This is a genomic window from Acinetobacter sp. ANC_7635 (assembly GCF_056779945.1).
Map to the genome: position 1 here is coordinate 57,359 of NZ_JBWYIS010000008.1, position 26,908 is coordinate 84,266.

The following is a 26,908-nucleotide window of genomic DNA, read 5'->3' on the forward strand; positions in this document are numbered from 1 at the left end:
TGTGCATTTTTTATGAAATTGTCATAAATTTGAAGCATACTTAAGACAGATCTTTAGCATGCAGGTTTTGTGGTATGAATACCGCGATGACAAATACTCCAACTGAATATACTTATAATGAACGATATATCAATCGTGAACTTTCAATTTTAGATTTTCATCTTCGTGTTTTAGAACAAGCGGTTGATCCATTGCATCCATTGCTTGAGCGAATGAATTTCTTATTGATTTTTTCAAGAAATATGGACGAATTCTTTGAAATTCGTGTTGCGGGTGTTATGGAGCAATTGGAGCTCGGTAATGAAAGCCGTAGTCCAGATGGGTTAACACCAAAGCAAGTTCTTGAGAAAATTTCACAGACTGCGCATGCTGCAATAGAGCGTCAATATCGTATTTTGAATGATGAAATTTTTCCAAAATTACGTGAAGAAGATATCTGCTTCTTACGTCGTGGAGAGTTGACACCTGCTCAATCCCAATGGATTAAAAAATATTTTCAGGAACAAGTTGCGCCAGTACTTACTCCAATTAGTTTAGATCCAGCACATCCATTCCCGCGTTTAGTCAACAAATCACTCAACTTTATCGTCACGCTAGAAGGCAAAGATGCTTTTGGACGACAGATTGATTTAGCCGTTGTCCCTGCGCCACGTTCTTTACCACGTGTGGTTCGTTTACCTGACGAGTTAACCGATGGTAAAGAACACCACGTGATGCTGTCAGCGATTATTCATGAGCATGTCTCTGATTTATTCCCAGGAATGACTGCGACAGGTTGCTATCAATTCCGTGTGACGCGAAATGCGGATTTAGCCCTTAATGAAGATGTCGAAGATTTGGCAAAAGCATTAAAAGGGGAGTTAAACTCTCGTCGATTTGGACGTGCTGTCCGTTTAGAAGTGACAGAAAATTGCCCAAAACATATTTATGATTACCTTCTCAACGAATTCGACTTGCATGAAGAACAATTATATAAAGTTGATGGACCTGTGAACTTGGCACGTTTAGTGTCTAATTTTAAACGTCCGCATTTGAGATATGACTCACATACGCCGGTCATTCCTAAAGTATTAAAGAAGTCTGAAAATGTTTTTTCTGCGATGAAGAAACAGGACATTCTTTTACATCATCCATTCGAATCATTTGCTCCAGTTATTAATTTATTACGTGAGGCAGCACGAGATCCACAAGTTTTAGCGATTAAGCAAACATTATATCGAAGTGGGCCTGATTCTGAGATTGTTCAAGTGTTGGCTGAAGCTGCACGTAATGGTAAAGAAGTCACAGCTGTCATTGAACTTCGAGCGCGATTCGATGAAGAGTCAAATATTGCGGTAGCAAATGTTTTGCAAGAGGCTGGTGCTGTGGTGGTTTATGGCATCGTAGGCTATAAAACACATGCAAAAATGATTCTCGTTGTGCGCCGTGAAAATAATAAATTGGTTCGTTATGTGCACTTAGGTACAGGGAATTATCATGCAACCAATGCCCGGATCTATACCGATTACGGATTGATGACAACGGACAAAGAGCTTTGTGAAGATGTGCATCGTATATTCCAAGAGTTGACTGGAATGGGCAAAATGGCAAAATTGAAGAAATTACTTCATGCGCCATTTACGTTGCATACACAGTTAATTAGTTATATTGATGAAGAGATTGCTCACGCCAAAGCGGGTAAGCCAGCTCAGATTATTGTGAAAGTGAATGCGCTGACTGAAGTGCAACTGATTAATAAACTTTATGAAGCATCACAAGCTGGTGTGCAGATTGATTTAATCATACGTTCAATTTGTTGTTTAAGACCAGGTTTGCCAGGGCTTTCTGAGAATATCCGTGTGCGCTCTATCGTTGGACGATTCTTAGAGCACACACGTGTGTATTATTTTGGAAATGCAGGGCAACCACGACTGTATTGTTCAAGCGCAGACTGGATGGATCGTAATTTATTTAATCGTGTTGAAGTTTGTTTCCCTGTTGAGGATCCAACTTTGAGAAAGCACATTTATCAACATGGTTTATTGAATTATATGAAAGATAATCAACAAGCTTGGTTGTTAAATGGTGATGGAACTTGGTCACGTGCGCAATGCGATGAAGGTGAGACTCCTCATAATGCGCAACATAAATTGCTTGAACTCTTTAAATCTTAAATGATTTTTATAAAAAAAGGAGCCAAATGGCTCCTTTTTTGTGATGACTTATTAGCAAATATCAGCAGTAATGCGCTGTAGAATTTGTAAAAGGACATCAAATTCGCTTTGCAATGGCGTACTTTTACGCGTCACTAATGACAGAATGCGTGAAGGGGCATTCTCAATTGGTCGGATCACCAATTGATCATTATTTTTCAGCATATGTGTATTTACCGCAATCTGAGGTAGTAATGTAAAGCCCAGATTAGAACTCACCATTTCAACCAAGGTTGGTAATGAGCTCGCTTTAAGGCGATGATCATTCTTGCGTTCACCGATAGGGCATACACTTAAAGTATGGTCTCTTAAGCAATGACCTTCTTCAAGCAACATGAGGTGTGTCAAATCAAGGTCTTCTAGAGATTTAGCTTGCGCCGTTTTGTGGTCAGCTTTGTTTGCAACTAAGTACAAACTCTCTTTCGCAACTTCAGCGACTTTTAAGCCACGTGTGTCGAATGGGAGCGCTAACATGATCATGTCTAAATTGCCATGTTCTAGCTTTTCAACCAAATGTTCACTCTGTGCTTCATGAAGATGTAGTTGAATTTTAGGCAGCTCTTTATGAACTTCTTCTAACAATTGCGACAAAATAAATGGTGCAATCGTTGGAATAATTCCTAAATGAAGATCACCAGTAAGTGGTTCGCTCATCTCACGGCTCAGTCGCATGAGATCTTGAGCATCAGCAAGAAGGACACGTGCTCGTGCAACCACTTGCTCACCGAGAGGGGTTAAACGTACATTTTGGCGATCACGTTCAACGAGAACGCCACCCAATAAACGCTCGAGCTCCATAATCCCGCCAGAAAGCGTAGACTGAGTAACGAATGAGCGACGTGCTGCTTCTGTAAAATGCAACGTCTCAGACAGAGTCACGAGATATGACAGCTGTCTTAGGGATGGTAATGCAGCCATAGTGTCCTAGTGTTTATCATTTAAAATGTTTTGCAAACAAACCACTCAGTTGTGGGATGAAATGCGCAGGAATATCATGCCCCATTCCTTCGATTAATTCAAACTTTGCGCCTGATATTGCTTTTGATACTGCCTTGCCGTGGCTAAAAGGGAGTAGACGATCCTTTGAGCCATGTACAACCAGTGTTGGCTTTTGAATTTGCTTATCGATAGAAACTAATGAGCCTGTACATAATATTGCTAAAAACTGTTGAAGTACACCCGCTGGATGATAACTACGCTTATATAATTTACGCGCGTTTTGAATAACTTCCAATTGATTGACGTAACCAGGTGAACCAATCGTCTGAATGACTTTAATACTATGATTTACAATACCATCTTCATCATTCGATGCAGGGCGACCAATAAGACTAAATAATTGTTTTGGAAATGGCGGCGGAAGAAATGGCTGATTATTACTGGTAAATAATAATCCTAGTTTATCCACTTTTTCTGGATATTTTGCTGCCAATATCTGAGCGATCATTCCCCCCATTGATGCACCAATAATATGCGCTTTTTCAAGACCTAATCGTTCAATGAGTAACGCTACATCTTCAGCCATATCATATAAATTGTAAGGAGAGCCTTGATTTCCTAGACCAAAAGCAAATCGACCCATAAGTTTAAATGTATTGAGGCGAGGTCCCTTGTGCTTAATTTTTGTTGAGAGGCCAATATCTCGGTTATCGAAACGAATGACTCTGAAACCTTGGTCTATTAAAGATTTGCAAAAAAAATCTGGCCAAAAAAGCATCTGCGCACCCAGTCCCATGATGAGAATAATCGTAGGATGTTCAGCCTTGCCTCCAACTTCAATATGAAGGTCGATCCCATTGCCTAGACTCACTTTACTTTCTTGCATGAATGGAGCATAAGGTGAAACTTGATATTCTAGTGCGTTATTCATTTTTATTGTGTCCAAACTAAAAGGGTACTTTCATTTGAAAATACCCTAAATCTTTGAATAATTAAACGGCAGCTGGAATTAAATCTGGGACCAGTTTGGTCAATGTTAAACGTTGCTTCGCTGCTGTTGGTCCAAGTAGCACAAATCCACGAAGCGTTGATTCTTGGTCAAGTGCTTTAGCAATCATTCCGTCATCGAGCTCTTCAGTTTCCCAAGTTGCCTCTACACCTTGAGGTACAGGTAATACAGTCAGTGGTGCAGCAGGAGTTTTCACTGCAACTGGCATCGCTGGATAATGAACTTGTGTATTTTCACCAGACAATGTTTTAGCTAAAGCACGTGCTTGTTGCATAATTGGCATGACATACGGAAGCAGTAAACCATTTACTTCTGCACAATCACCTAATGCATAAATATCGGTTTTATTGGTTTCCATTAAAGTGTTAGTCACAATCCCACGGCTGGTATGGATTCCTGCTTCTTGTGCAACTGATGTATTGGGTTGCAGGCCAACAGCAGAAAGAACAACGTCAGCTGTAAAGCTCTGTCCATTTGCAAGCGTTACGGTATAGCTTTCGTCTGAGTTTTTACTTACCCGATCTACGGTGGTACTTAATGCAAACTGAATACCTGTTTCTTCAAGATTTTGCTGGAAAGCATGTGCAACGTGTTCTGGTAGAAGGCGACCCAAAGGTTGTGGGGCAAGATCAATCACAGTCGCTTGATGACCAGTGTTCTGTAAATCGTTGGCAAACTCACACCCAATGAGGCCTGCACCTAAAATGACAACACGCTTGTCTTGTTTAAGGTCGAGCTTAGAGCGAAATTCACGATAATCAATCAGTGAGTTAACTACATGAATATCATCAGCGCCATCACCTGAAATGGCTAAACGAATAGGGTTAGCACCTACAGCTAATATTAATTTGCTGTATATAAGGTTTTCAGCTTGTCCATCTTTTGTGTAGGTCAATTGATGTTGATCTGCAGAAATTGAAGTTACAGTCGCATGATGAATAATTTGCATATTCAATTGCGCAGACATTTTCTCAGCATCACCTAAGGCAATTTGCTCTGGCGCTTTTTTACCTACAAGTGCATTAGATAAAGTTGGTTTTGCATAGTTCACCGCATCATCTGAGCAAATCATAACAAGTGCTTGTTCAGCATTCAGTTTGCGAAACTCTCGCGCTAATGTGTAACCTGCCATGCCAGAGCCAACAATGATGATCGGTTGCATAGTACTCTCCAATACTGATAATTTTTTTAGTAAATAAGAAAAAAGACCATATCAAAATGGTCTTTAAAGGAAATCTGTATTAGATTTCAATCATTTCAAAATCTGCTTTTGATACGCCGCAATCTGGGCAAGTCCAATCATCTGGAATATCTTCCCATTTAGTGCCTGCAGCAATGCCATCTTGTGGCCAGCCTTCTGCTTCGTCATAAATCCATCCACAAACGATGCATTGATATTTTTTCATTTGATTCTCCAAAAAATACTGACAATTCCATTTATTGGTGTCAGCCAAAATCTTTCTCACACCTAGACTCGAGTGATATGAATTTTTATCGTTCATATTCAAGCAAATTTTTACGCAGTTCGAGGTGGAAAGTAAAGTAAATAACGGAGTTTAGCTGACTAAAAGAGAAGCTGAATGGCAGATTAGGACAAAACGCATGCTAATTATGCTAATGCATGATAGGACTGAGCATTAAATCTTTGAAATATTTGCCAAAATTATATGTATTATGATTTAAAAAAAATTGTCAGACTTTTGTCGCGTATTGATTTACTAGCTATTCATATAAAATTTATACTGTTTGTGTTTTATACTTGTTATTTAATTAAAAAATGGTTTATTAAAAATCAATAAGTTATATTGGTTGGTATTTTTTCTTAGCTCATGTTTGCTATATTTTTTGTCAATAATTCGTTAAAATTCACGCATTCTTTTGTCTAATTTTTATCTCCTATGTCTACTTCTTTGTCTACATCATTGTGGTCACACATTCGTACGGTCCAAGATTTTCCAAAACCAGGAATTTGTTTCTTTGATTTAACTCCTTTGTTCATGCAGAGCATTGCACCTTTAACTGACGCCTTAATCGAAAGTATTCCTGCGGAGCAATTGGCAGAGGTAGAGAGTTTCGTTGCGGTTGAAGCACGTGGGTTTGTTTTGGCGAGTTTGTTGGCGCAACGTACTGGTAAGGGGTTGTTGTTGGTTCGTAAAGCTGGAAAATTACCACCACCAGTAATTGGTGTGGGCTATAGCCTTGAGTATGGCATGGACCGTTTAGAAATGTCTGCGGATGTACAGGCTCAAAAAGTGATTATTGTTGATGATGTATTGGCCACAGGTGGTACATTAAAAGCAGTTAAGCAATTGATGGATAAATGTCAGCACACTGTTTTAGGGGCGAGTATTTTCCTTGATTTGCCAGACTTACACGCGGATTTAGGAATGAATATTTGGTCTGTTTTGGACGATAAATCAAAACCTCAAATTTAAGTCGAAAAGCCTTGTGATTCACAAGGCTTTTTTAATGTGATTGATGATTTGAGTGGCTGACTAATCCGATCAGGTAATTCAGGCGATCAGGGTTTTCCAGTTGATGACGGCCACCAATAATACTTTCAACGTACATGTATGGCTCTAATAAGTCAGAGGTACTATGCATATCAATCAGTTCATCACCAAGTTCGATATAAGCGATTTGAGATGAGGTTTTGGATTGAAGCTCCTCAATTGTAATCGCTGGATAATCAGGATCAAAAGATGGCATTAGGCTCGGATTTGCAATCACAGCAGGAAGTTGAAATCGATTTGACATCTTTAATGCCCAGTAACCACCTAAACTATGTCCTACTAAAATGTCTGGTTTAATTTTCTCGATCATATCGATATAAAAACGTTCAACAGCAGCGTATTTTAAATTTCGATAATCAACATTAATGCAATATTTATTTTTAGAAAGAATTGCCTGAAACTTGGTAGATTCTCTTGAAGAATCTAATCCATGCATAAACAATACTTTAGGGTCTTGAGTGTTCATAAGTCATCATTAAATCCATTCTATTTTTTATGATTGTTGAAAGTATACTTTTCCACAATTTATAGGATGATTGTAGAGTGCTGTATTCAAAGTACAACTTAGCTTTTGGTCTAAGAAATGTTCAGAACTAGACTTTAGTGGATGAAATTAAGCGTTTTTCAAATGGCTGATTATTTTTTCTAATGCTCAAGTACTTTGAATTCTGCTATGCTATGCAACTTCTTTTTTAAATAAAATTACGAGGCAGAGATGACGCAACAAAACGCTCAATCGACTTCTGAACAAGCCATTTCCGAAAACGATTTAATCGCACAGCGTCATGCCAAGTTAAAACAGATTCAAGATAAGGCTCAAGAGCAGGGTACTAGCCCTTGGCCAAACACGTTTAAGCGTGAACATTATGCACAAGACCTTCAGGATCAGTTTGCTGATAAATCAAAAGAAGAAATTGAAGGCAGTGAAAAAGTTTATGTCAAAGTTGCGGGTCGGGTGATGTTGAACCGCGGTTCGTTCATGGTGATCCAAGACATGACCGGCCGTATTCAGCTTTATGTTGCACGTAAAGAATTATCTGCAGAGACTTTAGACACCATTAAAGGTCTTGATCTAGGTGATATTATTGCCGTTGAAGGTTACATTGGACGTTCAGGCAAAGGTGATCTTTATGTGCATATTGAACATTTTGAACTCCTCACTAAATCACTCCGTCCTCTTCCAGATAAGTTCCACGGTCTAACAGATACAGAAGTAAAATACCGTAAACGTTATCTTGATCTGATCGTGAACGAAGAAACGCGTAAGACTTTTGAAATTCGAGCAAAAGTAGTTGCTGGTATTCGTAACTTCTTGACTGAAAAACGTTATATGGAAGTTGAAACGCCAATGATGCATGTGATTCCAGGTGGTGCTTCTGCGCGTCCATTTGAAACGCATCACAATGCCTTAGACATGCCATTATTCTTACGTATTGCACCAGAACTTTACTTAAAGCGTTTGGTTGTAGGTGGTTTTGAACGTGTGTTTGAGATTAACCGTAACTTCCGTAATGAAGGTGTGTCTACACGTCACAACCCAGAATTCACTATGATCGAATTCTACCAAGCTTATGCAGACTACAAAGACTTGATGGAACTGACAGAGCAAATGCTAGAAAAACTAGCAATTGATATCTTAGGTTCGACAGATGTACCTTATGGCGAAGAAGTGTATAGCTTCAAAGGTCCATTCAAGAAAATCTCAATGTTTGATGCAATTCTTGAACATAACCCACAATTTACACCTGAAAATGTAAATGATCGAGAGTTCTTAGCTGAGTTTGTTAAGAATGAACTTAAAGAGCAAGTGAAGCCAGGTTTTGGTCTAGGTAAGCTTCAAACGATTGTATTTGAGGAAACTGTTGAAACGAAACTTCGTCAACCGACCTTCATTACTGAATATCCTGCGGAAACCTCTCCATTGGCACGTCGTAACGATGACAACCCGCACATTACTGACCGTTTTGAATTCTTTATTGGTGGTCGTGAGCTTGCAAATGGCTTCTCAGAGTTAAATGACCCAATTGACCAGGCTGAGCGTTTCCAAGCACAGGTAGCTGAAAAAGATGCGGGTGATGATGAAGCAATGCACTATGATGCCGACTTCGTTGAGGCGCTTGAATATGGTTTACCTCCTACAGCAGGTGAAGGGATTGGTATTGATCGTCTGGTAATGCTATTTGCCAATGCGCCAAGTATTCGCGATGTGATCTTATTCCCACATATGCGTCACAAAAATGCGTAATAGTGAAATTAAAAAAGCCCTTCTTTGAAGGGCTTTTTTAATTTTTCTTAACATAAAATTAAATTTAAATGTTTTTTAGTGTGAGTTTATTTTGAGGTTTTAATCACAAAATATTTGATTAAGGTGATAAAAAATATAGAAAATTATCTTTAAGGCTAATCTGTTTAACCAGCTGTATGTTTATCAAAATATTTATACAATGTTATTAAATGTATCTAATTAAATACTTAATGTAAAGTTAATGGATTTATAAATTAAAAATTCAAATAATCAATAAGATATAATCCTAAATTGATTTGTGATGAACCCGAATAGACTTATAAAAATCCTATCATCGAGCTTACTATTTTCTAGTCCACTGGTGTTTGCCAATGGTATTCTCCTCAACGATGAAAACCTGAGAGATGATTTAAATTGGCTGAATCAACAAGGTGTGATTCAAATAAGCACCTCGACATGGCCGCTAAGTGGTGATGAAGTCCAACGTGCCCTCAACAATGCTAAAATTAACTCCATTGAACAACAAAAGGTTATTCAGGAAGTCGAAAGAGCGATTAAGCAGCAAAATGAAACATTAAAAGTGGATGCTTTCGCGGAGAGTGATCAAAAGAAAATCCCACAATCTTTTGCCGATCATCAAAAAGCACAATATGCGCTTGGTGCAGAGTTAAATCTTGGGGGGCAAAATTGGGATGCGAAGCTCAAAGTTAGAGGTGAAAAAGACCCTCAGATAGACAATGGGCAAGATGTTAACCTAGAAGGCTCATATCTTGCGGGTAAACTTTGGAATCAATGGCTCATTGCTGGTCAGATTCCAACCTACTGGGGATCTGGACACGATGGTAGTTTGATACGTGGAGATGCAAGTCGACCAGTATATGGTTTCACTCTACAGCGTGCTGAACAGTCTGCTTTTGATCATAAATGGCTCTCATGGATCGGGCCTTGGCAATACCAAGCTTTTGGCGGCCAGTTAGATGATTATAAAGCAGTACCTGATGCTAAAATTATTGGTTTACGTTTGACCGCACAACCACTACCTTATTTAGAGTTCGGTGCATCACGCATTATTCAATGGGGTGGTGAAGGTCGCCCTGAAAGTTTAAGTAGCCTATGGGATGCTTGGTTAGGTAATAAGGATAACGGCGGTACAGGTGAGCCTGATCCATCTAACCAGATTGCAGGATTTGATGCGCGTTTGAATCTAAGCTATTTATTGAACCAACCAATTGGCGTTTATGCGCAATACGTGGGGGAAGATGAAGCTGGTGGCTTACCTGCTAAGAAAATGTATCAGGCTGGGGTGGATTATTCTTCATCTTTAAAAAAAATGCCTTATCAGGTTTATGCGGAGTGGGTAGACACCACTACAAATGGTAAGGCGCGAGGGATATCTTATAATCATCATATTTACACAGATGGATATTATCAACATGGCTATCCTCTTGCACATGCGATTGGAGGAGATGGTAAGATGATTTCTTTGGGTGGAAATATTCGTTTTGATGCCATGAATAGACTTTCAGGTCGCGTATTATTTTCAAAAGTAAATCAATCAAATCGAGATACCAATGCTGCATTTTCCGAAGAAGATGATATCCAAGCATTAGATTTAACTTGGACGCATTTTGTGAAGCCGAATTTGCCATTAAAGATTAATGGTTGGATTGCAGATTCAGATCGTCATGGTAATGATGCAGGTGCTTCTGTTGGTATTGAAATACCTTTAGATGTCAAAAAACTGAGACGTTAATATTCTTAGATTAGCAATTGAAAAAGCCACCTGAAAAGGTGGCTTTTTTTACATGAGACTTGTTTGTATCCGAACTTTCATTTCTAAGCTAAGTTGCGCGATATAATCCTTCATCCATGGGTAATTCTGTCCCATTGGATTTACTTTAGTGGCTGTGTCTAAAAAACTAAGCTCAGGTTGACTGAATAATTGCTTTTCTAAGCAGTCTTTAAATTGCTCAGCGTTCGCATATAAATCTGTTTCAACTACAAAAAAATGTTTTGGGTAATTGTAAAAGGCGTAGCACAAATTAAAAGCTTTTTGATTGCCTTTTAAATGACCAATACTAATTTCACTTCTATGATCTTGATTGCTATGTGTAACGCCAATCAAGAACTTTAGTTTTTGATCAGTATGTTCAACAGCAAACTGTAAGCCAATTTGATCAGCAGTTAACTCGTGCTGAACAAAAATATTTAAAGCAGAACCATTTTCAGTAAACGGTTCTTGTAACACTAGAATTTGATGATGCTGATAAATATGACCAGCAATTTGAGCTCGCTCTAAATGTTGTTTAAGAGATTCAAGGCTAAGCATGGGAGATAAAAATAACTAATTTAGAGATTTTTTATATTGAATGAATCCCGTTTCGGTTGCAACACGATTATACAAAAGTCTAGCATTATCATTGCTTTTATGGGTTAACCAATACACTCTATCATAATTATTTTTACATTCGTCATAGCTAAATTCTATTAATTTCCTGGCTAAGCCTTGATTTCTATAATTTGCTTCAATAAACAAATCTTGGAGATAACAATAAGGGAGTTTAGTCCAAGTGCTTGCGTGAGAAATGAGATGTACAATTCCGACGACGTTTTGATTTTTTATAATGGCATAACCAAACATGTCGGTTTGCGACGCATCAGATAATCGTTTGAAAGTCAGAGCCGCTTGTTGAGGATTCAATTCGGTGTTGTAGAATTCAAGGTAAGCTGACCAAAGGGCTAACCATTCTTGGTATTTTATATTAGAAAGGCCTGTAATTGTTATCATAATTAGATTGTCTCTTTGCTTATATTCTATTTGAGTATATTAATATAAAAAAACGAGATAAAGCTCCGTTGTCTAAATCACTATAATGAATATAAATTTTCAAAAGTGTCATAAGTACACATATTCTAGCTGGTGTTGTCCATGTCATTAAATGAGGAAAGACTTACTCATCTTAAACAGCTTGAAGCTGAGAGTATTCATATCATTCGCGAAGTTGCTGCAGAATTCGAAAATCCAGTCATGCTTTATTCGATTGGTAAGGACTCGGCAGTTATGCTGCATTTAGCGCTTAAAGCATTCTATCCTGCAAAACTCCCTTTTCCACTGTTACATGTAGATACAGGTTGGAAATTTAAGGACATGATTGCTTTCCGCGACAATATGGCTAAGCAACACGGTTTCGATCTTATCGTCCACCAAAATAAAGAAGGTAAGGATGCTGGGATTAACCCATTTGATCATGGTAGTTCGAAATATACTGATATCATGAAAACTCAGGGTTTAAAACAGGCATTAGATAAATACAAGTTCGATGCTGCATTTGGTGGTGCTCGCCGTGATGAAGAAAAATCACGTGCCAAAGAACGTGTGTATTCATTCCGTGATGATAAACATCGTTGGGATCCTAAAAACCAACGTCCAGAACTTTGGAATCTTTACAATGGTAAAGTGAATAAAGGCGAAAGTATCCGTGTGTTCCCATTGTCGAACTGGACTGAGCTTGATATTTGGCAATATATTTACTTAGAAAGTATTCCACTTGTTCCATTGTATTTAGCGGCAGAACGACCTGTTGTTGAGCGTAGTGGTACATTAATTATGGTGGATGATGAGCGTATGCCTTTAAAAGAAGGTGAAGTTCCACAAATGAAATCGGTTCGTTTCCGTACTTTGGGGTGTTACCCATTGACAGGTGCGGTGGAGTCGACTGCTAACACCTTGCCAGAAATTATCCAAGAAATGTTGCTTGCAACGAGTTCTGAGCGCCAAGGTCGAATGATTGACCATGATGAAGCGGGCTCGATGGAAAAGAAAAAGCAAGAAGGTTACTTCTAGAATCTCTCTGCCGCAGCAGTGCTGCTCCTCTCTTTGTAAAAGAGAGGAGTCATCCCCCTTTTTCAAAGGGGGAACGAGGGGGATTCAAATACACCGATTTCAACATATTTGTGGAGCTATGAGCCATGTCTCATCAATCAGATTTGATTAGCCAAGATATCTTGGGTTATTTAAAACAACACGAAAATAAAGACTTATTACGCTTTTTGACTTGTGGTAACGTAGATGATGGTAAATCAACTTTAATTGGTCGTTTACTTTACGATTCAAAATTGATTTATGAAGATCAATTGCAAGCCGTTACACGTGACTCTAAAAAAGTCGGTACAACAGGGGATGCACCTGACTTAGCGCTACTTGTAGATGGTTTACAAGCAGAGCGTGAGCAAGGTATTACGATTGATGTAGCTTACCGTTATTTCTCTACAGAAAAACGTAAGTTTATTATTGCCGACACTCCGGGGCATGAACAATACACACGTAACATGGCTACAGGTGCGTCTACGTGTGATCTTGCGATCATTTTAATTGATGCGCGTTACGGTGTTCAGACACAAACACGTCGTCATACGTATATTGCAAGCTTACTTGGTATTAAGAACATTATTGTTGCGATCAACAAAATGGACTTGGTTGAATTCTCTGAAGCACGATTCAATGAGATTCAAACTGAATATGCAGGCTTTGTTGCACAATTGGGTGACCGTAAACCATCTAACATCATCTTTACGCCGATTTCTGCGTTAAATGGTGATAACGTTGTAAACAAATCTCCAAATACGCCGTGGTACACAGGCGAAACTTTGATGGGTACGCTTGAATCTGTAGAGATTAATCGTACTTCAGCTAAAGCTGACTTCCGCTTCCCTGTACAGTATGTGAACCGTCCTAACCTCGATTTCCGTGGTTTCTGCGGTACGATCGCACTAGGTGATATCAACGTTGGAGATACGATTACTGCGTTGCCATCAGGTAAATCATCTACAGTTAAAGAAATCGTTACTTTTGATGGTAACTTAGAACGTGCAGTTGCTGGTCAAGCAGTGACATTAACGTTAAACGACGAGATTGATATTTCTCGTGGTAACGTACTTGTACGTGCAGACCAAGAAGTACCGGCAATTTCTCGTTCTGTTCAAGCGACTGTTGTATGGATGGCAGATCAACCGCTTGCGATTGGTAAGTTATATAACGTGAAGATTGGTACGCAAACTGTTCCTGCTAAGGTAACAGCAATTAACTTCCGTACAAACGTAAATACGCTTGAAAAAGTTCAAGTTGAAAACTTAGAGCTGAATGCGATTGCGAATGTAACGATTGAATTTGATGCACCAGTCGTATTTGACCGTTATCAAGATAGCCGTTACACAGGTTCATTTATCTTTATTGACCGCTTAAGCAACGTTACAGTTGGTGCAGGTATGGTTGAAGAGGCAGTTGAGTGGACTGCACATAATGAGCCTGTAACATCAGAAGCACGTGCGGCGCGTTTGGGTCAAAAACCTGCTGCGGTAACTGTATCAAATGCTGCAATTGTGAATGCACAAGTATTAGAAAGCTTATTGATCCAACAAGGTGTTGTCGCGATTGCTAAAGCTGGTTTAACTGCTGAGCAAGTTGCATTATTACGTGAAACTGGAGTGGTGGTCATTACTGATACTGCAACAGGTACGGATGCAAGTTTTGAAGTAGAAGCTGCTGAAGAATTGGCTGAGAAGATTGTGGAATTGGTTCGTCTTTAAGATTGACTGATTTAAAAAAACCCGCCTGATGGCGGGTTTTTTTATTTAAAATTCAATAACGACCACACTAGCCCTAATGAGCTAAGATAGAATGAACATTAACGATAAATTCGAGATATGATGAAAATAGTAGCGTATTTGCTTTTGATGCTCTTAACGGCATGTGTTAATGCTCCGATACAACAAAAACACCCTAGTAAAGCTTGTTTAGAATACCAACAAATGATGACAGCGCCTATGCCTAGAGAAGCTATGCAAAAACTGCAAAAAAAATGCTTCGAATCTAAAGAATAGAGATTAACGGTAAAATTGGACTAAAAACTTAAAACATTTTCGTAGAGTAGAAAAGCTAAAAAATAAAATCATCGTTTAAAGTTAAATATTTTTTTATTGCTCATGAGTCTTGATTAAGAAGGAAACTAATCCATTCTATTTAATATTCATTTACTAAGAAAAATTATTAAACCATGCCTCAAGGTTCAAAATTTTAACGATATTGGATTAGTTTTGTGTGCTTGAAACTTGAAAAATATAGGAATAGTGATTGCATTGGTGCTAAATTAAATGAGATGAAATGATTAGGCGCTACAATGAATAAAGCACTCCCAAAATTTCACCCCAAACATCTCAATTGGCTGATGCCGTTAATTTTGTCATGTTTGATGAGTGGTTCAATTTCTTTAATTAATATTGTAATGAATCGTGGATTTTTTGATGGGATCTGGGTGGTCTGGATAAAGACGTGGGCAATGTCTTGGTTAATCGCATTTCCATTGATCTTAATATTTTTACCTGTGGTAAGAAAAATCTTAATGCGTTTTGTAAAAACTATGCCATAGCCCTTGAATGAAGGGTTTGATTAGCATTTAAAACAACAATTATAAAATTCTATGATCTTGCAACTGTTAAAAAATCGGGATAATTTTGCAAGTCGATAAAAATTACAACCTAAGGATTGGCATGACATATAACTCAGTGTTCAAGGAAAACTTATTTCAGAATCAGGTCATCATTGTGACAGGAGGTGGTTCTGGTATTGGACGTTGTACAGCTCATGAGCTTGCATCATTGGATGCACAAGTGATTATTACAGGGCGTACCCAAGAAAAACTCGATAAAGTTGTTGCTGAAATCATGGAAGATGGTGGCAGAGCCTATGGCATCGCTTGTGATAATCGTGATGAAGCACAAGTAAAAGCCATGATTAGCGAAGTAATTGAAAAATTCGGACGAGTTGATGGCTTGGTGAATAATGCAGGCGGACAATTTCCAGCGCATTTAGAAAAAATCTCAGCCAATGGATTTGATGCTGTCATTCGAAACAATCTACACGCTACATTCTATCTTATGCGCGAAGCTTACAATCAGTGGATGAATAAGCATGGTGGAAGTATTGTCAACATGACTGCTGATATGTGGGGAGGTATGCCGAATATGGGACATTCAGGCGCAGCTCGTGCAGGGGTCGATAATCTGACCAAGACAGCTGCTGTCGAATGGGGTAAATCAGGAGTTCGCGTGAACGCCGTAGCACCTGGATGGATTTTGTCATCAGGTATGGATACATATACTGGTGAAATGGCTGAAAAAGTGATTCCAAGTATGGCGGAGAAAGTTCCTTTGCAACGCATGGGAACAGAAGCTGAGGTGTCGTCAGCGATCGTCTATTTATTGTCTGAAGCGTCTAAATTTATATCGGGTGTCACGATACGGATTGATGGCGCAGCTTCTCAAGGCACACGTATATTTCCATTAAGCCCGGGTGAGAATAATCAAGCCTATGATGGATTTCACCGTTCTTTTTTACCCGAAGTGATCCAAAATTTAAAAAAATAAGAAATGCCCAATTGAAGCTTTAAACTTAACAATTGGGCATGTAATTTTAAAGTTTCTTACTGAATCGTGACTGTGACGGGTTTACCGTACAGGGTGTAGCTATAATTCGGAGCAATCGTGTATTGATAGCTCGGCATGACATAAGCTTTGCCTTGTTCACTAAACGTAATCGTTTGACCATTTTTGCTATATTTGGTAGAACCAGGCAGGACAATCATTGAATTAAAGTTTTGTGCTGAAGCCTTACCTATTTGAGTAACTTTTTCTCCACTCAAAACAACAGGCTGTCCCACTTTCGCAGTAATTTGACCTGGAGTATTGATCTTGACGACTAAATCAGAAGATTCATGAGCATAATCGGTGGTTAAGCCATGTGTTCCTTGTACATACATACGATTAAAATCATCTTTATTGGTACGGAATGTCCAAGGCCAGAAAGTTACGCCACGTAAGCTCGCCATTGACATTAACTCTTTGCTTAATCCTGCAAAAGACGGGTTAAATGTAGAAGAATATTTTTGAGTCGCGTCTAATATTCGACGTGTGTTTACAATATTGCTTTGTGCGTTCGGCGTACTCGTTAAGAAGCCTGTAGAAACACCCGGTAAGGTATTTTTCATCTGTAAGATTTGATCACCATTAAAACTAATAACAATCGATTGATCATAGGCATTATGCTTATCTAAAAGCTCTTTAATCTTCGCTACAATTTCAGGCTTAGCACTTTTAATTTCGATGAAATTGGTCACATGGGGGTATTTTTTGACTGCAGCCAAAACCTCATCCATGGTTGGAACTGGGCGACCATTAGGAATCGTACGTAACTGACGAATTTCAGCTAAGGTGAGATCTTCAGTATTTCTATTATCACCTGTGGTACGAGTTAATGTTCCATCATGCATTAGGAAAACATGACCATCTTTCGATAGATAGACATCATATTCAACTGCGTCAGCACCCACCTCAATAGCTTTAATTGTTCCTTCTAAAGTATTTTCATCCTCTAAGGCTGGAATGCCACGATGGCCTGTGATGAGGGGTTTTCTTAACAGGGTATTCGGTGCCATCTGCTTCATAATGTTTTGGAAAACATCTGGCTGTTGTGTATAGATCCCATTAATCCCAGTGCTTAAAATATCAGCTGCTTTGAATGCATCAATGCCATCTTTTTGATCTGGATGAAGTGTGCTTGCCCAAGGTGTAATTAATAAGCGTTGTAGATGAGATACGACTTCTGATTGCACTAAGTGCGGCGGTAAAATGACAATTTTTGATAAAGAAGAATTGGTATTATGAGCAATTTTTACAATATCTGATTTACTATTGGTTAAACCAGATTGTTTTGAATAGTCGAGTGCTGTACGCAATACAGGGATTTCAACACGAGCTTTACGTAAGAGTTCAGGCTGATCCGACACCAAGGTGATATCAGCGAGATCATAGTTTTCTGTCAACGTTTTCAGATTACGAATTGTTTTTTCTGAATTGATCGTTAATAGCGGAATATGACGTCGTGTTGAATCATTTAAATAATCTTTTAAATGAGTAATTTTCTTTTGATCTTGGTTAAGAAGATTGAGTTGCTCATCCAGTTGGTAGGCAACATGAGTTGCTAATGGAGCTGAGTTCAGTGTAGTTGCGCCAGCAGGCTGAGCGAGTGCTGGTGCCATGGAGACTGGCAATTGCTGATCGATTAGATCTGTAACTCGATTAGACTCTGGTAGGGCTTCAAGTTGCTCAGTCACTTTAATTGAATCTACACGCATCAAAGCGCCAGCTGTAGAAATGCCAATGCCACCCTGATTTAAATTGTAAGGTAGCGTGCTATCGAGTACGAGTTCATCATTAATATAATGGCGTACGCGTTGGCCATGTACAATGACTGTTGCTTTGTAGGTTTTATTTAACTCAAAATTCTCTTTATATGCAGATTTCTGTAAAACATTCCATGTGTTGTTAGGTTGACGCATAGAAAGTTCAAGACCACTTGCAGCGGTTGCATCAACCCGAAATGCGAATTGATAGTATGGAGTAAAAGCTGGATCAGCATATTGATCAGCGGCACGATAGATGATGCTACCCCAACGCCCGCCATTGTTATTTTCTAAGAAAGCAAAATCCATATCGATACGATAATTACGATGTTGCTGTAGTTCGTTTGGCAACATGATGGTCGTCATTTGTGTATCGTGCGCCGTACCATTGATGAATAGTGCTCCATCTTTAACTTCAATATTCCCTGGATTGCTACGAAGTTGAGTCCAATCGTTTGGAATAGCAATTAAAGCATTGAAATTTTCTTCAAAAAGTATTTTGGGTACAGGAACTTCAATTTCTGGTGTTTCAGGTTCTGGAGATGGATTAGGATTTTCTGTTTGATCTGGATTTGATACAGCATTTTTTTGATCATCATCGGAGCAAGCCGTTAAGCTTAATGTTAATAATATTGCTGACGTCAGTGTTGTAAATTTCATCATTAAAAAGTACTCGAAAAGTATGTCCCTAAGCGAGACACAATCTAAGTACATAAAATGACAATTCTATGGATTTGTCATAAATTAAAAAAAATATTACATATTAAATATTTATGAAATTCATCAGTTTTAAATACTGTCGTGTTTAAGCGGTGAACATCATTAAAAGTCCAGTTGAAATCTTATGAAAAGATGAGGGAAAATGCGATTTTCGAAAAAAACCAACTCAGCGAACTGAATTGGTCTCCAAATATCAATGTGATGTGCTTATTGAATGGTCACAGTCACGGGTTTTGCATAGATGGTATAGGTGAAATTGGGTGCTATGGTGTATTGGTAGCTTGGCATGACATAAGCTGTACCACGTTCACTGAAACTCACAGATTGACCATTTAGACTATATTTTGCAGAGCCTGGTAGTACGAGCATCGTATTGAAGCTTTGGTAACTTGATTGACCCAGTTGCGTTAATTTTTGCCCAGTGATTTGTAAAGGTTGACCAACAGTTGCTGATATTTGTCGTGGAGTTTCAATTTTGACCACAAAATTTGATGCATCTTGTGCATAATCCGTGGTCAACCCATGTGTACCTTGAATGTACATACGATAGAAATCATTTTTTATTAAACGGAACGTCCAAGGCCAGAAGGTTACACCACGTAAACTTGCCAGATACATGACGTCCTGATTCAAACCACTATAATTCGGATTAAATGTTGAAGAAAATTGTCGTGTTGTTTCCAAAATTCTTCGAACGTTTAGAAAAGTAGTTTGTTCCTTTGGTGGATATACCAATAAACCCGTTGATACACCTTTTAGAGTGTTCTTCATTTGAAGAATTTGTTGCCCATCAAAACTTATGACAATCACTTGACCATATGCATCATGTTTATCAAGTAAATCTTTAATTTTTGAAATTATTTCGGGTTTTGCACTCTTAATCTCGATAAAATTGGTGACATGTGGGTATTTTTCAACTACTGCAGCCAATACTTCATCCATCGTCGGTACGGCAAGTCGCTGCCCGGTCGTTTTTAGTTTACGAACCTCTTCGAGCGTCATGTTCTCAATATTTTTTGCGATACCCGTTGTGCGCAAAACCGATTTATCATGCATTAAAACGACATGGTCATCTTTTGTCAGATATACATCATATTCCACGGCATCAGCGCCAACTTCTATCGCTTTAAGAATACCTTCAAGGGTATTTTCATCAACTTGAGATGGAATTCCACGATGACCTGTAATGAGCGGTTTACGAAGTAGGGTGTTGGGCGCCATTGAGCGCATGATGGAATGAAATAATTCAGGCTGAAGCGTATAAATGCCATTCACTCCTGTCGTTAATATCTCAGCAGCTTGATAGGCATCAAGTTTAGGACTGGTCTGTCCAGAAGTATTGTGGGTAAAACCTGCCCAAGGTGTGATCAATAAACGTTGCAAGTGCGCAACCAGATGAGATTGAACCAAATGGGCTGGTAAAATCACAATTTTAGAAAGTGATGTATTGGTTGCCTGTGCAATTTTCACAACACTATTTTGATCTGAAATCAAATTGTACTTTTCAGACCAATCCAATGCTGTACGGATTTCTGGAATCTCCACACGCGCTTTTCTTAATAGATATGGATCATCAGAGACTAGCGTGACATCACTAAAATCATAATCTGAAGACAAAGATCTTAATTCAGCCAGTGTGTTTTCAGAGTCGATATGCAGAAGAGGAAGTGTTCTTTTGGTTTGATCAGAAAGAAGACTTCTAAGGTGCATCGTGGTCTTATTGTCGAAATCTTTTAAAAATAATTGTTCATCAAGTTGGTAAGCAATATAAGTGGCGGTATGAGCGTTATCATTTGTTAATGAGTCGGCTGGTTGTGCTAAAGCGGGCGCCATTGCAACTGGATATTTGTGATCAATGACATCTGTAATCCGATCTTGAGTAGGGAGGGCATCAAGTTGTTCAATCACCCGTATTGTGTTGACCTTCATCAGCAATCCTGATGCTGAAAGTCCAATGGCACCTTGGTTTAGGTTGATGGGTAATTCACCATCAAAAACCAATTGATCATTCAAGTAATGACGAACACGTTGATCATGAACAACAACTGTAGCCTTATAAGGTGTATTTAAAGCAATGTTTGATTCGAATTTGGATGTATTGATGACATTCCATGTGTTATTTGAGCGTCTAAGTGCGAGTTCTAGACCATTATAAGCAGATGCATCTGCACGAATAGCAAATTGGTAGTATGGTGTATATTCAGGTTGAGCAAACACATCTGAAGCTCTATAAATAATACTTCCCCAACGAGTACCGTTATTACGCTCAAGGTATTCAAATTCTAACTCAATTTTATAGTTGCGAAGCTTTTGAAAATCCGAACTTAACATGATGGTGGTGGGTTTGGTTAAATCTTTGCGACCATCAATCAGTAAAGCACCCTCTTTAAATTGAATGTTACCTGGATTTGAAGGCAGAATATTCCAATCAGAAGGTATTGAATAAAGTTCAGTAAAATCCAGATTTAAATAAGTGTTTGGTTGTGGAACATTGATCGGTGTTTCAGGTTCGAGATCTGGTGGTAGAGATGGTTTTGGATCTTCAGGTTGACTTGGTATGGGTGGCTCAGGTGTATTTGGTAAGGTTGATTTAGGTTGATCTTCCCCAGAGCATCCTGCTAAACCGAGCATGAGCGATAGTGTGACAACTAGAGTCTGCTTTTTCATTTTAAAATTCTCGAGTGTACGATCCATGACGACCTTAAAATTTAAGACATTAAGGTTACAATTCCGTTGTAAATCAAAAAAATACGAAGCTTTTTTTGTATTATTGAGTTATTTTAATATTCGTGTCTGAGGCCAGGTTCAAAATAAAAGATCTAAAACTTGCCATCCACCAACAATGACACGAATGATCCCCAAAGCGACGAACAATATCATTTCAAAAAAACAGAAAAATAAAAAAGTCCAACCTGCTGCACCATCCACTTTGCTCGCATCATACTCAACATAAAGCAATAACAACACCAGCCCAATTTGGAAATAGGTCATCGCAATCACTGCTGAATCCCATGGAAAACTTAACAAAAAAGTCCAACAGATGATGACCAAGGCAGCAAAACTGCATGGCAAAATAAATTGCAGCAAGTAACGCATATTATTTTCCCCAAAAAATAATGATTCGTTTTCATCCTTATACATAAGTAATACAGGACTTTATCAATGCGATCAACTATGATGAAATTGATTGAAATGAATGAAAAGTATTGTAAATAAAGGATTTGATTATGGCACAAAGCATGCAACACGTGATCATTACTGAACCAGGCGGCGTTGAGAAGTTGGCTTATGAAACGGTTGATATTCCGCAACCTAAAGACAATGAAGTCTTGGTGAAAGTACATGCTTTCGGCATTAACCGTCCTGATATTTTACAGCGCCAAGGTTTATATCCAATGCCTAAAGGGGTCACACCTGTACCTGGGTTAGAGGTATCAGGTGAAGTCGTTGCTGTAGGGGCTGAGGTAAACGCCTATCAGGTCGGGGATCAAGTGTGCGGACTCACCAATGGTGGTGGTTATGCCGAATATTGTGTGGTGCCTGAATCTCAGCTGATTAATATTCCTGAAGGAGTGAGTCATATTCAAGCTGCTGCAATTCCAGAAACATTTTTTACCGTTTGGGCGAATATTTTTCAAATGGGCAAAGCTAAAGCGGGGGAAACGGCTTTAATTCATGGAGGAACCAGTGGGATTGGAACAACAGCATTAATGTTGTGTAAAGCATTTGGCTTAAAAACTTTTGCGACTGTTGGCTCAGATGAGAAAGTAAAAGCAATTCAAGATTTGACGCATGCAATTAATTATAAAACGGAAGACTTTGAACAGGTCATTCAGCAAGCGACTGAAGAAAATGGTGTAGATATTGTCTTAGATATGGTTGGAGCGCCTTATTTAGCTCAAAACCTGAATATACTACGTCGTGATGGACGTTTGGTTTATATCGCATTTCTTGGAGGAGCTAAAGCCGACGGCGTAAAATTAGGTCAAATCATGATGAAGCGTTTAACCATTACTGGCTCAACTATGCGTGCACGTACCACAGCAGAAAAAGCCAAAATCGCTCAAGATTTAAAGACACATGTTGCGCCGTTATGGGCAAAAGGTGAATGTCTACCGATGATCTATAAAACTTTTAATTTTGATGAAATTCAAGCGGCTCATTTGGCAATGGATGCAGGTGATCACATTGGTAAAATTGTGGTGAAAGTGTTGGATTAATCTTAACCACCTATGTTCGATTCAGTCAGTGCTGAGGATGAATAATCTGCTTCGTCTCAACAGACTTAAGATTATTCATCTGCTAACCAATTCTTAGACTGTTCATTGCTTGCGTCCAATCTTGGCAAGAACAGCGCGGACAATCTTGAAGTGGTTGTTGAAGTTCAGTACAGAATCCACAATGTGTACACGCATATATTACGCTAGGTTTTACCTTGTATATTGATTGAGCTTGATCTGGAAAAATTGGTAAGCCATATTTAACTTGCTCATCGGGATAAAACAAAATACTGAAATTCCCATCGGACTCTAATAGACCGACTCGAATTTGACCTAAATGCTCAACGGATTGACGACGCATTTCCGAAAAGAACTCATCATGCGACATATTACCTCGCTTGAATGCTTCAAGGACGAGCATGCCATCTTTTACGATGTAACAGGATTTACCTTCGACTAAGTCTTCGAAAGGCTGATATTTCATCATTAACCACGTTGTGGTGCGGTAAAGCAAGATGATCACACTCATGACGACTACGGCTTGAATTAAGGGTAAATCCTCCGTAAACATTGGATCTCCAGCAATTGATCCAAGACAAAGAATAATGGCAACTTCAAAGATGGAGAGTTGTCTAACCCCTCGCTTGCCAGTCAAACGAAGAAAAAGAATGATGAGTAAATACATCACCACACATCGGATTAAAATTTCGAAAACAAATACCCATGTGGTGTCGTAAAAAAAGATAGAAGCAAAATCCATTTGTTCCTCAATTTTCTAGGTGATTCTACTTAAGCTATCAAGCGCCAAAAAAAAGAAATACAGAATTATTGTCGAATTATTATGACTTTATGTAGATGTGGTACGTGACTTGAATATTAAATCATGTTGTTTAAAAGATAGGGAGTGGAATTACAGTTGTTAATGTTAATCAGGATTTCGAATATATGAGATAAGGTTGGCATTTTTTATTCATTACAATGATCCGAAATGTTTGTTATGTATTTGTAATATTCTGTTATATTCTTATGGTTGCATGTTTCGGTGTTTAACCAAGAGTTAAGGTGTATTTTGGATTCATTCCGTAATCGCGTTCTGTTCATATTTGCCGGATTAACCATTATCCTTGGGATATGCGTATCGCTGTATATTGGAAATATCGCATCTCAGCACTTGGCTAAAGCCAGTGGACAGACCCTACATGTCGCAGCAAAAAATATCAGTAATGCCTTGGCAGCTTCTCTTGCCGAACGCGAGCGCGAAATGGTGCTGCTCAGCCAATCTCCATTCTTTTCAGAAGCAAGTCTAGATGATCCACGTGTTCGTACACGCTTGGAACAAGTCAAAAATGCGTATGTCTATTATGCTTGGATGGGGGTAACAGATTTAAACGGTGATGTTCAAATTGCTGCGGATGGTATTCTTGAAGGTGAAAACGTTTCTTCACGGCCATGGTTTAAGGCAGGTTTACAGGGTACATACTTAGGTGATGTGCATGAAGCTGTGTTATTGGCAAAAAAAATTCAAGCTTTAAATCCTCATGAGCCGATGCGTTTTATTGATTTCGCAACACCAATCTATGATCCAAATACTCAAAAATTAAAAGGAGTGTTAGCTGCACATGCAGATTGGGAGTGGGCACGTCATATTCTCAATAAAGCATTATCTCAAACAGCATCTCAGCGTGGCATAGAAGTCTTTATCTTAAACAAACAGGGTGAACTGCTGTATCCATTTAAAAGTATTGGACGAGTCAAGCCACCTCAACTTAAAGTCAACGATGCACTTTATTATATTGATGATTGGAATGAAGGGCAGGATTTCTTAACCGCAAATATTGCGGTGGAGTCCGAGACTAAAAGTGATATTGGTTGGCATGTGGTAATTCGTCAACCTTTGGCGATTGCTTTGGCTGATATGCGTGATTTGCAGTTCAAAATCTTCCTGATTGGTTTATTCGTCTCGCTGTTTATCTTTTATGTGATTTATCAACTTGCCAATAAATTGAGCAGACCCATTGAGGCTTTAGCTAAATCGGCTTATGCGGTCGAACAGGGAGACGTGCATACGGCATTTCATAGTCAAAGCAGCATCCGTGAAATCCAAGGATTATCACATTCTCTACAAAGCATGACGCAAACCTTATTGGAACAGAAACAACAATTGCTTGAGGCAAACCAATCTCTAGAGCGTAAGGTTCAAGAGCGCACTCGAGCACTTGAATTGGCTAATCTTGAGTTGATTCGATTGTCACGACATGACGCATTAACAGGTTTACACAATCGCCGTGCTTTAAACGAACAACTTGAATACTTGTTTGGTCAACATAAAAGAAATCAAATTGGCTATGCAGCACTTATATTGGATGTCGATTATTTTAAGCAAGTCAACGATCAATATGGTCATGATCAAGGGGATCAAGTGTTACAACAAGTAGCAAAAATCCTTGATCAAGCAACGCGTGAAACCGATTTTGTGGCACGTTATGGTGGTGAAGAATTTGTAATTTTATTGCCTGCAACACATCTGATGGGTGCGCAAGTTTTGGCAGAGAAAATTCGTACATTGGTGGAACAAGCTGTTATTTTGGCAGAGAAAACTTTGACCGTCAGTATTGGTGTCAGTGTGACTGATCTCAACGATGCTGATGCTTATGCCATTCTTAAACGAGCAGATCGACATCTTTATCAAGCAAAAGCCAATGGTCGAAATCAAACTGTGATCGATGCTTAAAATAAAGCATCCACATTTTGTTAAACTCAGTATTCTCTCATTGGACTAAACACCTGACGTGACTTCATTCGAAATTCAATCCAGTTCTTCTGCACAACTTGTTCAAGATCATAAGCTACGGGTTTTGATTAATCAGATTGAGCAGCAAAAATTACAATTATCCGCATGGCAACACGCCCAAGAAGAAATTCGTACCTACACGCAGAAGAAACTTATTCCTGTCTATCGTGATGTTTATCAAGTGCTGTTTCAGCAATTACAAAGTCTATGGAATAGCCTAAGTCAAATAGATTTAAATAAGTCGTCTCAAAAGGTTGTGGAAGAGAAGTGTTTTAACTTGACCCAAATGTTGAGCAAATCAAATATGCTCAATGAAACTCAACTTGAGACAGTTGAAAAATTCCATATTTATTTCGAACAGGTGTTTGCTCAACCACGAAATAAGCAAGATAAAAAGAACAACTTCGAATCTAGTCAAGCACCAGATGCTCATGGTGAACAAAATGATTCAACGATTGATGACGATTCATTGTGGGACAAAGCGCAGTATCAACAAGCAAGGCAGCAAGCCAAACTTAAACGGCAGCAAGATAAACAAGCCGAAGCAGAAAAGTTAGTGAATCAATCCCTGAAAACAGTATATCTCAAAACAGCATCTATCATTCATCCAGACCGTGAACCGGATGAATCCAAAAAGGCTGCAAAGACGGCATTATTACAACGTGTTAATGAAGCTTATGAACAAGAGGACTTATTCACGCTATTGAAGTTACAACTTGAAGTCGAGCAACTTCAAGTCGGTATACAGAAAGCTATTCATCAAGATCAATTGAAGTACTATCAACAAGTATTGCAAGCACAGAGTTTAACTTTAGAAAAGCAAATCCAGATATTGATTAATAGCTTAGTGTGGTCAAACAAGGCAAAAATTGAAGTACAAAAAACTAAAGGTGCTTTAAATATTGAAAAGCTCTATCAACAGATTGACCAAGATGTTTCATCGTTAAAACAACAACTCAAATTGGAAAAGCAGCGTTTAATGGATATGTCAAAAGCTTCCGGGTTAGCATTTTTGATTGAACATTCACTTCTTTGAATCCAAA

The 26,908-nt window shown here is 38.7% G+C and carries 22 protein-coding genes; 11 read left to right on the plus strand and 11 right to left on the minus strand.

The features are described 5' to 3' along the window. Positions 1–74 precede the first annotated feature (74 nt). A complete protein-coding gene (gene ppk1 / locus AC1M89_RS09950) occupies positions 75–2,153 on the plus strand; it encodes a polyphosphate kinase 1 (protein ID WP_035266707.1) in 2,079 nt (692 codons plus the stop codon). A 51-nt stretch (positions 2,154–2,204) separates the two neighbouring features. Here ppk1 and oxyR read toward each other — a convergent pair whose 3' ends face one another. From oxyR to rubA, 4 genes are all read right to left on the minus strand, one after another. Beyond that, the gene (gene oxyR / locus AC1M89_RS09955) at positions 2,205–3,110 is read right to left on the minus strand and encodes a LysR family transcriptional regulator OxyR (protein ID WP_035266662.1); all 906 of its coding nucleotides are present in this window, start codon (positions 3,108–3,110) and stop codon (positions 2,205–2,207) included. A gap of 16 nt (positions 3,111–3,126) precedes the next feature. Further along, on the minus strand, positions 3,127–4,062 hold the full coding sequence (locus AC1M89_RS09960; RefSeq protein ID WP_092766881.1) for an alpha/beta fold hydrolase: 936 nt from the start codon (positions 4,060–4,062) through the stop codon (positions 3,127–3,129). A 61-nt stretch (positions 4,063–4,123) separates the two neighbouring features. Then, positions 4,124–5,302 (minus strand): NAD(P)/FAD-dependent oxidoreductase, encoded by a 1,179-nt coding sequence (locus tag AC1M89_RS09965; RefSeq protein WP_035266666.1) that lies wholly within the window; start codon positions 5,300–5,302, stop codon positions 4,124–4,126. 79 nt (positions 5,303–5,381) lie between these two features. Beyond that, entirely contained in the window at positions 5,382–5,546 is a 165-nt protein-coding gene (gene rubA / locus AC1M89_RS09970; protein ID WP_000760495.1) for a rubredoxin RubA, read from the minus strand. Between the two features lie 492 nt (positions 5,547–6,038). Between rubA and AC1M89_RS09975 the strand changes: the two genes are divergently transcribed. After that, positions 6,039–6,575 carry an adenine phosphoribosyltransferase gene (locus AC1M89_RS09975; protein ID WP_035266671.1) on the plus strand — a complete coding sequence of 179 codons (537 nt, stop codon included), beginning with the start codon at positions 6,039–6,041 and terminating at the stop codon, positions 6,573–6,575. A gap of 31 nt (positions 6,576–6,606) precedes the next feature. Here AC1M89_RS09975 and AC1M89_RS09980 read toward each other — a convergent pair whose 3' ends face one another. Then, the gene (locus AC1M89_RS09980; protein WP_035266673.1) at positions 6,607–7,119 is read right to left on the minus strand and encodes a YqiA/YcfP family alpha/beta fold hydrolase; all 513 of its coding nucleotides are present in this window, start codon (positions 7,117–7,119) and stop codon (positions 6,607–6,609) included. Positions 7,120–7,368: 249 nt separating this feature from the next. Here AC1M89_RS09980 and lysS point away from each other — a divergent pair, with 249 nt between their 5' ends. Both lysS and AC1M89_RS09990 read left to right on the plus strand, forming a co-directional pair. After that, positions 7,369–8,898, plus strand: coding sequence for a lysine--tRNA ligase (gene lysS / locus AC1M89_RS09985; protein ID WP_092766879.1), 1,530 nt, complete (start codon positions 7,369–7,371; stop codon positions 8,896–8,898). Between the two features lie 301 nt (positions 8,899–9,199). Then, complete coding sequence (locus AC1M89_RS09990) at positions 9,200–10,651, plus strand: capsule assembly Wzi family protein (protein WP_481614174.1); 1,452 nt, start codon at positions 9,200–9,202, stop codon at positions 10,649–10,651. 48 nt (positions 10,652–10,699) lie between these two features. On the opposite strand, the gene AC1M89_RS09995 is transcribed toward AC1M89_RS09990, so the two are convergent. Continuing rightward, entirely contained in the window at positions 10,700–11,227 is a 528-nt protein-coding gene (locus AC1M89_RS09995; protein ID WP_481586517.1) for a hypothetical protein, read from the minus strand. A 15-nt stretch (positions 11,228–11,242) separates the two neighbouring features. Further along, a complete protein-coding gene (locus tag AC1M89_RS10000) occupies positions 11,243–11,686 on the minus strand; it encodes a GNAT family N-acetyltransferase (protein ID WP_481614175.1) in 444 nt (147 codons plus the stop codon). Between the two features lie 141 nt (positions 11,687–11,827). On the opposite strand from AC1M89_RS10000, the gene cysD reads away from it, so the two are divergent. The 4 genes from cysD (at position 11,828) to AC1M89_RS10020 (ending at position 16,320) form a co-directional block, all read left to right on the plus strand. After that, a complete protein-coding gene (cysD, locus tag AC1M89_RS10005) occupies positions 11,828–12,742 on the plus strand; it encodes a sulfate adenylyltransferase subunit CysD (protein ID WP_035266686.1) in 915 nt (304 codons plus the stop codon). A gap of 125 nt (positions 12,743–12,867) precedes the next feature. Continuing rightward, the gene (cysN, locus tag AC1M89_RS10010) at positions 12,868–14,484 is read left to right on the plus strand and encodes a sulfate adenylyltransferase subunit CysN (protein WP_481590615.1); all 1,617 of its coding nucleotides are present in this window, start codon (positions 12,868–12,870) and stop codon (positions 14,482–14,484) included. 590 nt (positions 14,485–15,074) lie between these two features. After that, positions 15,075–15,323 (plus strand): DUF2798 domain-containing protein, encoded by a 249-nt coding sequence (locus AC1M89_RS10015; RefSeq protein ID WP_481586514.1) that lies wholly within the window; start codon positions 15,075–15,077, stop codon positions 15,321–15,323. Between the two features lie 121 nt (positions 15,324–15,444). Next, positions 15,445–16,320, plus strand: a complete 876-nt coding sequence (locus AC1M89_RS10020) for an SDR family oxidoreductase (protein WP_481614176.1) — start codon at positions 15,445–15,447, stop codon at positions 16,318–16,320. A 56-nt stretch (positions 16,321–16,376) separates the two neighbouring features. Here the strand turns inward: AC1M89_RS10020 and AC1M89_RS10025 are convergent, their stop codons facing one another. The 3 genes from AC1M89_RS10025 to AC1M89_RS10035 all read right to left on the minus strand — a co-directional run bounded on the left by AC1M89_RS10025 (position 16,377) and on the right by AC1M89_RS10035 (position 21,950). Then, positions 16,377–18,797 carry a glycerophosphodiester phosphodiesterase family protein gene (locus AC1M89_RS10025; RefSeq protein WP_481614177.1) on the minus strand — a complete coding sequence of 807 codons (2,421 nt, stop codon included), beginning with the start codon at positions 18,795–18,797 and terminating at the stop codon, positions 16,377–16,379. A 264-nt stretch (positions 18,798–19,061) separates the two neighbouring features. Continuing rightward, positions 19,062–21,521: a glycerophosphodiester phosphodiesterase family protein gene (locus AC1M89_RS10030; RefSeq protein WP_481614178.1), complete on the minus strand. Its 2,460-nt coding sequence runs from the start codon at positions 21,519–21,521 to the stop codon at positions 19,062–19,064. Between the two features lie 138 nt (positions 21,522–21,659). Continuing rightward, the gene (locus AC1M89_RS10035) at positions 21,660–21,950 is read right to left on the minus strand and encodes a hypothetical protein (RefSeq protein WP_481614179.1); all 291 of its coding nucleotides are present in this window, start codon (positions 21,948–21,950) and stop codon (positions 21,660–21,662) included. Between the two features lie 131 nt (positions 21,951–22,081). Here AC1M89_RS10035 and AC1M89_RS10040 point away from each other — a divergent pair, with 131 nt between their 5' ends. Continuing rightward, the gene (locus AC1M89_RS10040) at positions 22,082–23,074 is read left to right on the plus strand and encodes an NAD(P)H-quinone oxidoreductase (protein WP_481614180.1); all 993 of its coding nucleotides are present in this window, start codon (positions 22,082–22,084) and stop codon (positions 23,072–23,074) included. Between the two features lie 82 nt (positions 23,075–23,156). Here the strand turns inward: AC1M89_RS10040 and AC1M89_RS10045 are convergent, their stop codons facing one another. Next, entirely contained in the window at positions 23,157–23,834 is a 678-nt protein-coding gene (locus tag AC1M89_RS10045) for a YetF domain-containing protein (protein WP_035266694.1), read from the minus strand. 309 nt (positions 23,835–24,143) lie between these two features. Between AC1M89_RS10045 and AC1M89_RS10050 the strand changes: the two genes are divergently transcribed. After that, complete coding sequence (locus AC1M89_RS10050) at positions 24,144–25,805, plus strand: sensor domain-containing diguanylate cyclase (RefSeq protein WP_481593897.1); 1,662 nt, start codon at positions 24,144–24,146, stop codon at positions 25,803–25,805. A gap of 58 nt (positions 25,806–25,863) precedes the next feature. Continuing rightward, positions 25,864–26,901 (plus strand): molecular chaperone DnaJ, encoded by a 1,038-nt coding sequence (locus tag AC1M89_RS10055; RefSeq protein ID WP_481614181.1) that lies wholly within the window; start codon positions 25,864–25,866, stop codon positions 26,899–26,901. Positions 26,902–26,908: the final 7 nt, after the last annotated feature.

Bases quoted from the DNA above. Each gene is read 5' to 3' on its own strand.
- AC1M89_RS09965 (WP_035266666.1), bottom strand. From the start codon at position 5,302: ATGCAACCGATCATCATTGTTGGCTCTGGCATGGCAGGTTACACATTA.
- oxyR (WP_035266662.1), bottom strand. From the start codon at position 3,110: ATGGCTGCATTACCATCCCTAAGACAGCTGTCATATCTCGTGACTCTG.
- rubA (WP_000760495.1), bottom strand. From the start codon at position 5,546: ATGAAAAAATATCAATGCATCGTTTGTGGATGGATTTATGACGAAGCA.
- cysD (WP_035266686.1), top strand. From the start codon at position 11,828: ATGTCATTAAATGAGGAAAGACTTACTCATCTTAAACAGCTTGAAGCT.
- lysS (WP_092766879.1), top strand. From the start codon at position 7,369: ATGACGCAACAAAACGCTCAATCGACTTCTGAACAAGCCATTTCCGAA.
- ppk1 (WP_035266707.1), top strand. From the start codon at position 75: ATGAATACCGCGATGACAAATACTCCAACTGAATATACTTATAATGAA.
- AC1M89_RS10030 (WP_481614178.1), bottom strand. From the start codon at position 21,521: ATGAAAAAGCAGACTCTAGTTGTCACACTATCGCTCATGCTCGGTTTA.
- cysN (WP_481590615.1), top strand. From the start codon at position 12,868: ATGTCTCATCAATCAGATTTGATTAGCCAAGATATCTTGGGTTATTTA.
- AC1M89_RS10025 (WP_481614177.1), bottom strand. From the start codon at position 18,797: ATGATGAAATTTACAACACTGACGTCAGCAATATTATTAACATTAAGC.
- AC1M89_RS10035 (WP_481614179.1), bottom strand. From the start codon at position 21,950: ATGCGTTACTTGCTGCAATTTATTTTGCCATGCAGTTTTGCTGCCTTG.
- AC1M89_RS09960 (WP_092766881.1), bottom strand. From the start codon at position 4,062: ATGAATAACGCACTAGAATATCAAGTTTCACCTTATGCTCCATTCATG.
- AC1M89_RS09975 (WP_035266671.1), top strand. From the start codon at position 6,039: ATGTCTACTTCTTTGTCTACATCATTGTGGTCACACATTCGTACGGTC.
- AC1M89_RS10015 (WP_481586514.1), top strand. From the start codon at position 15,075: ATGAATAAAGCACTCCCAAAATTTCACCCCAAACATCTCAATTGGCTG.
- AC1M89_RS10000 (WP_481614175.1), bottom strand. From the start codon at position 11,686: ATGATAACAATTACAGGCCTTTCTAATATAAAATACCAAGAATGGTTA.
- AC1M89_RS10045 (WP_035266694.1), bottom strand. From the start codon at position 23,834: ATGGATTTTGCTTCTATCTTTTTTTACGACACCACATGGGTATTTGTT.
- AC1M89_RS10040 (WP_481614180.1), top strand. From the start codon at position 22,082: ATGGCACAAAGCATGCAACACGTGATCATTACTGAACCAGGCGGCGTT.
- AC1M89_RS10020 (WP_481614176.1), top strand. From the start codon at position 15,445: ATGACATATAACTCAGTGTTCAAGGAAAACTTATTTCAGAATCAGGTC.
- AC1M89_RS09990 (WP_481614174.1), top strand. From the start codon at position 9,200: ATGAACCCGAATAGACTTATAAAAATCCTATCATCGAGCTTACTATTT.
- AC1M89_RS09980 (WP_035266673.1), bottom strand. From the start codon at position 7,119: ATGAACACTCAAGACCCTAAAGTATTGTTTATGCATGGATTAGATTCT.
- AC1M89_RS09995 (WP_481586517.1), bottom strand. From the start codon at position 11,227: ATGCTTAGCCTTGAATCTCTTAAACAACATTTAGAGCGAGCTCAAATT.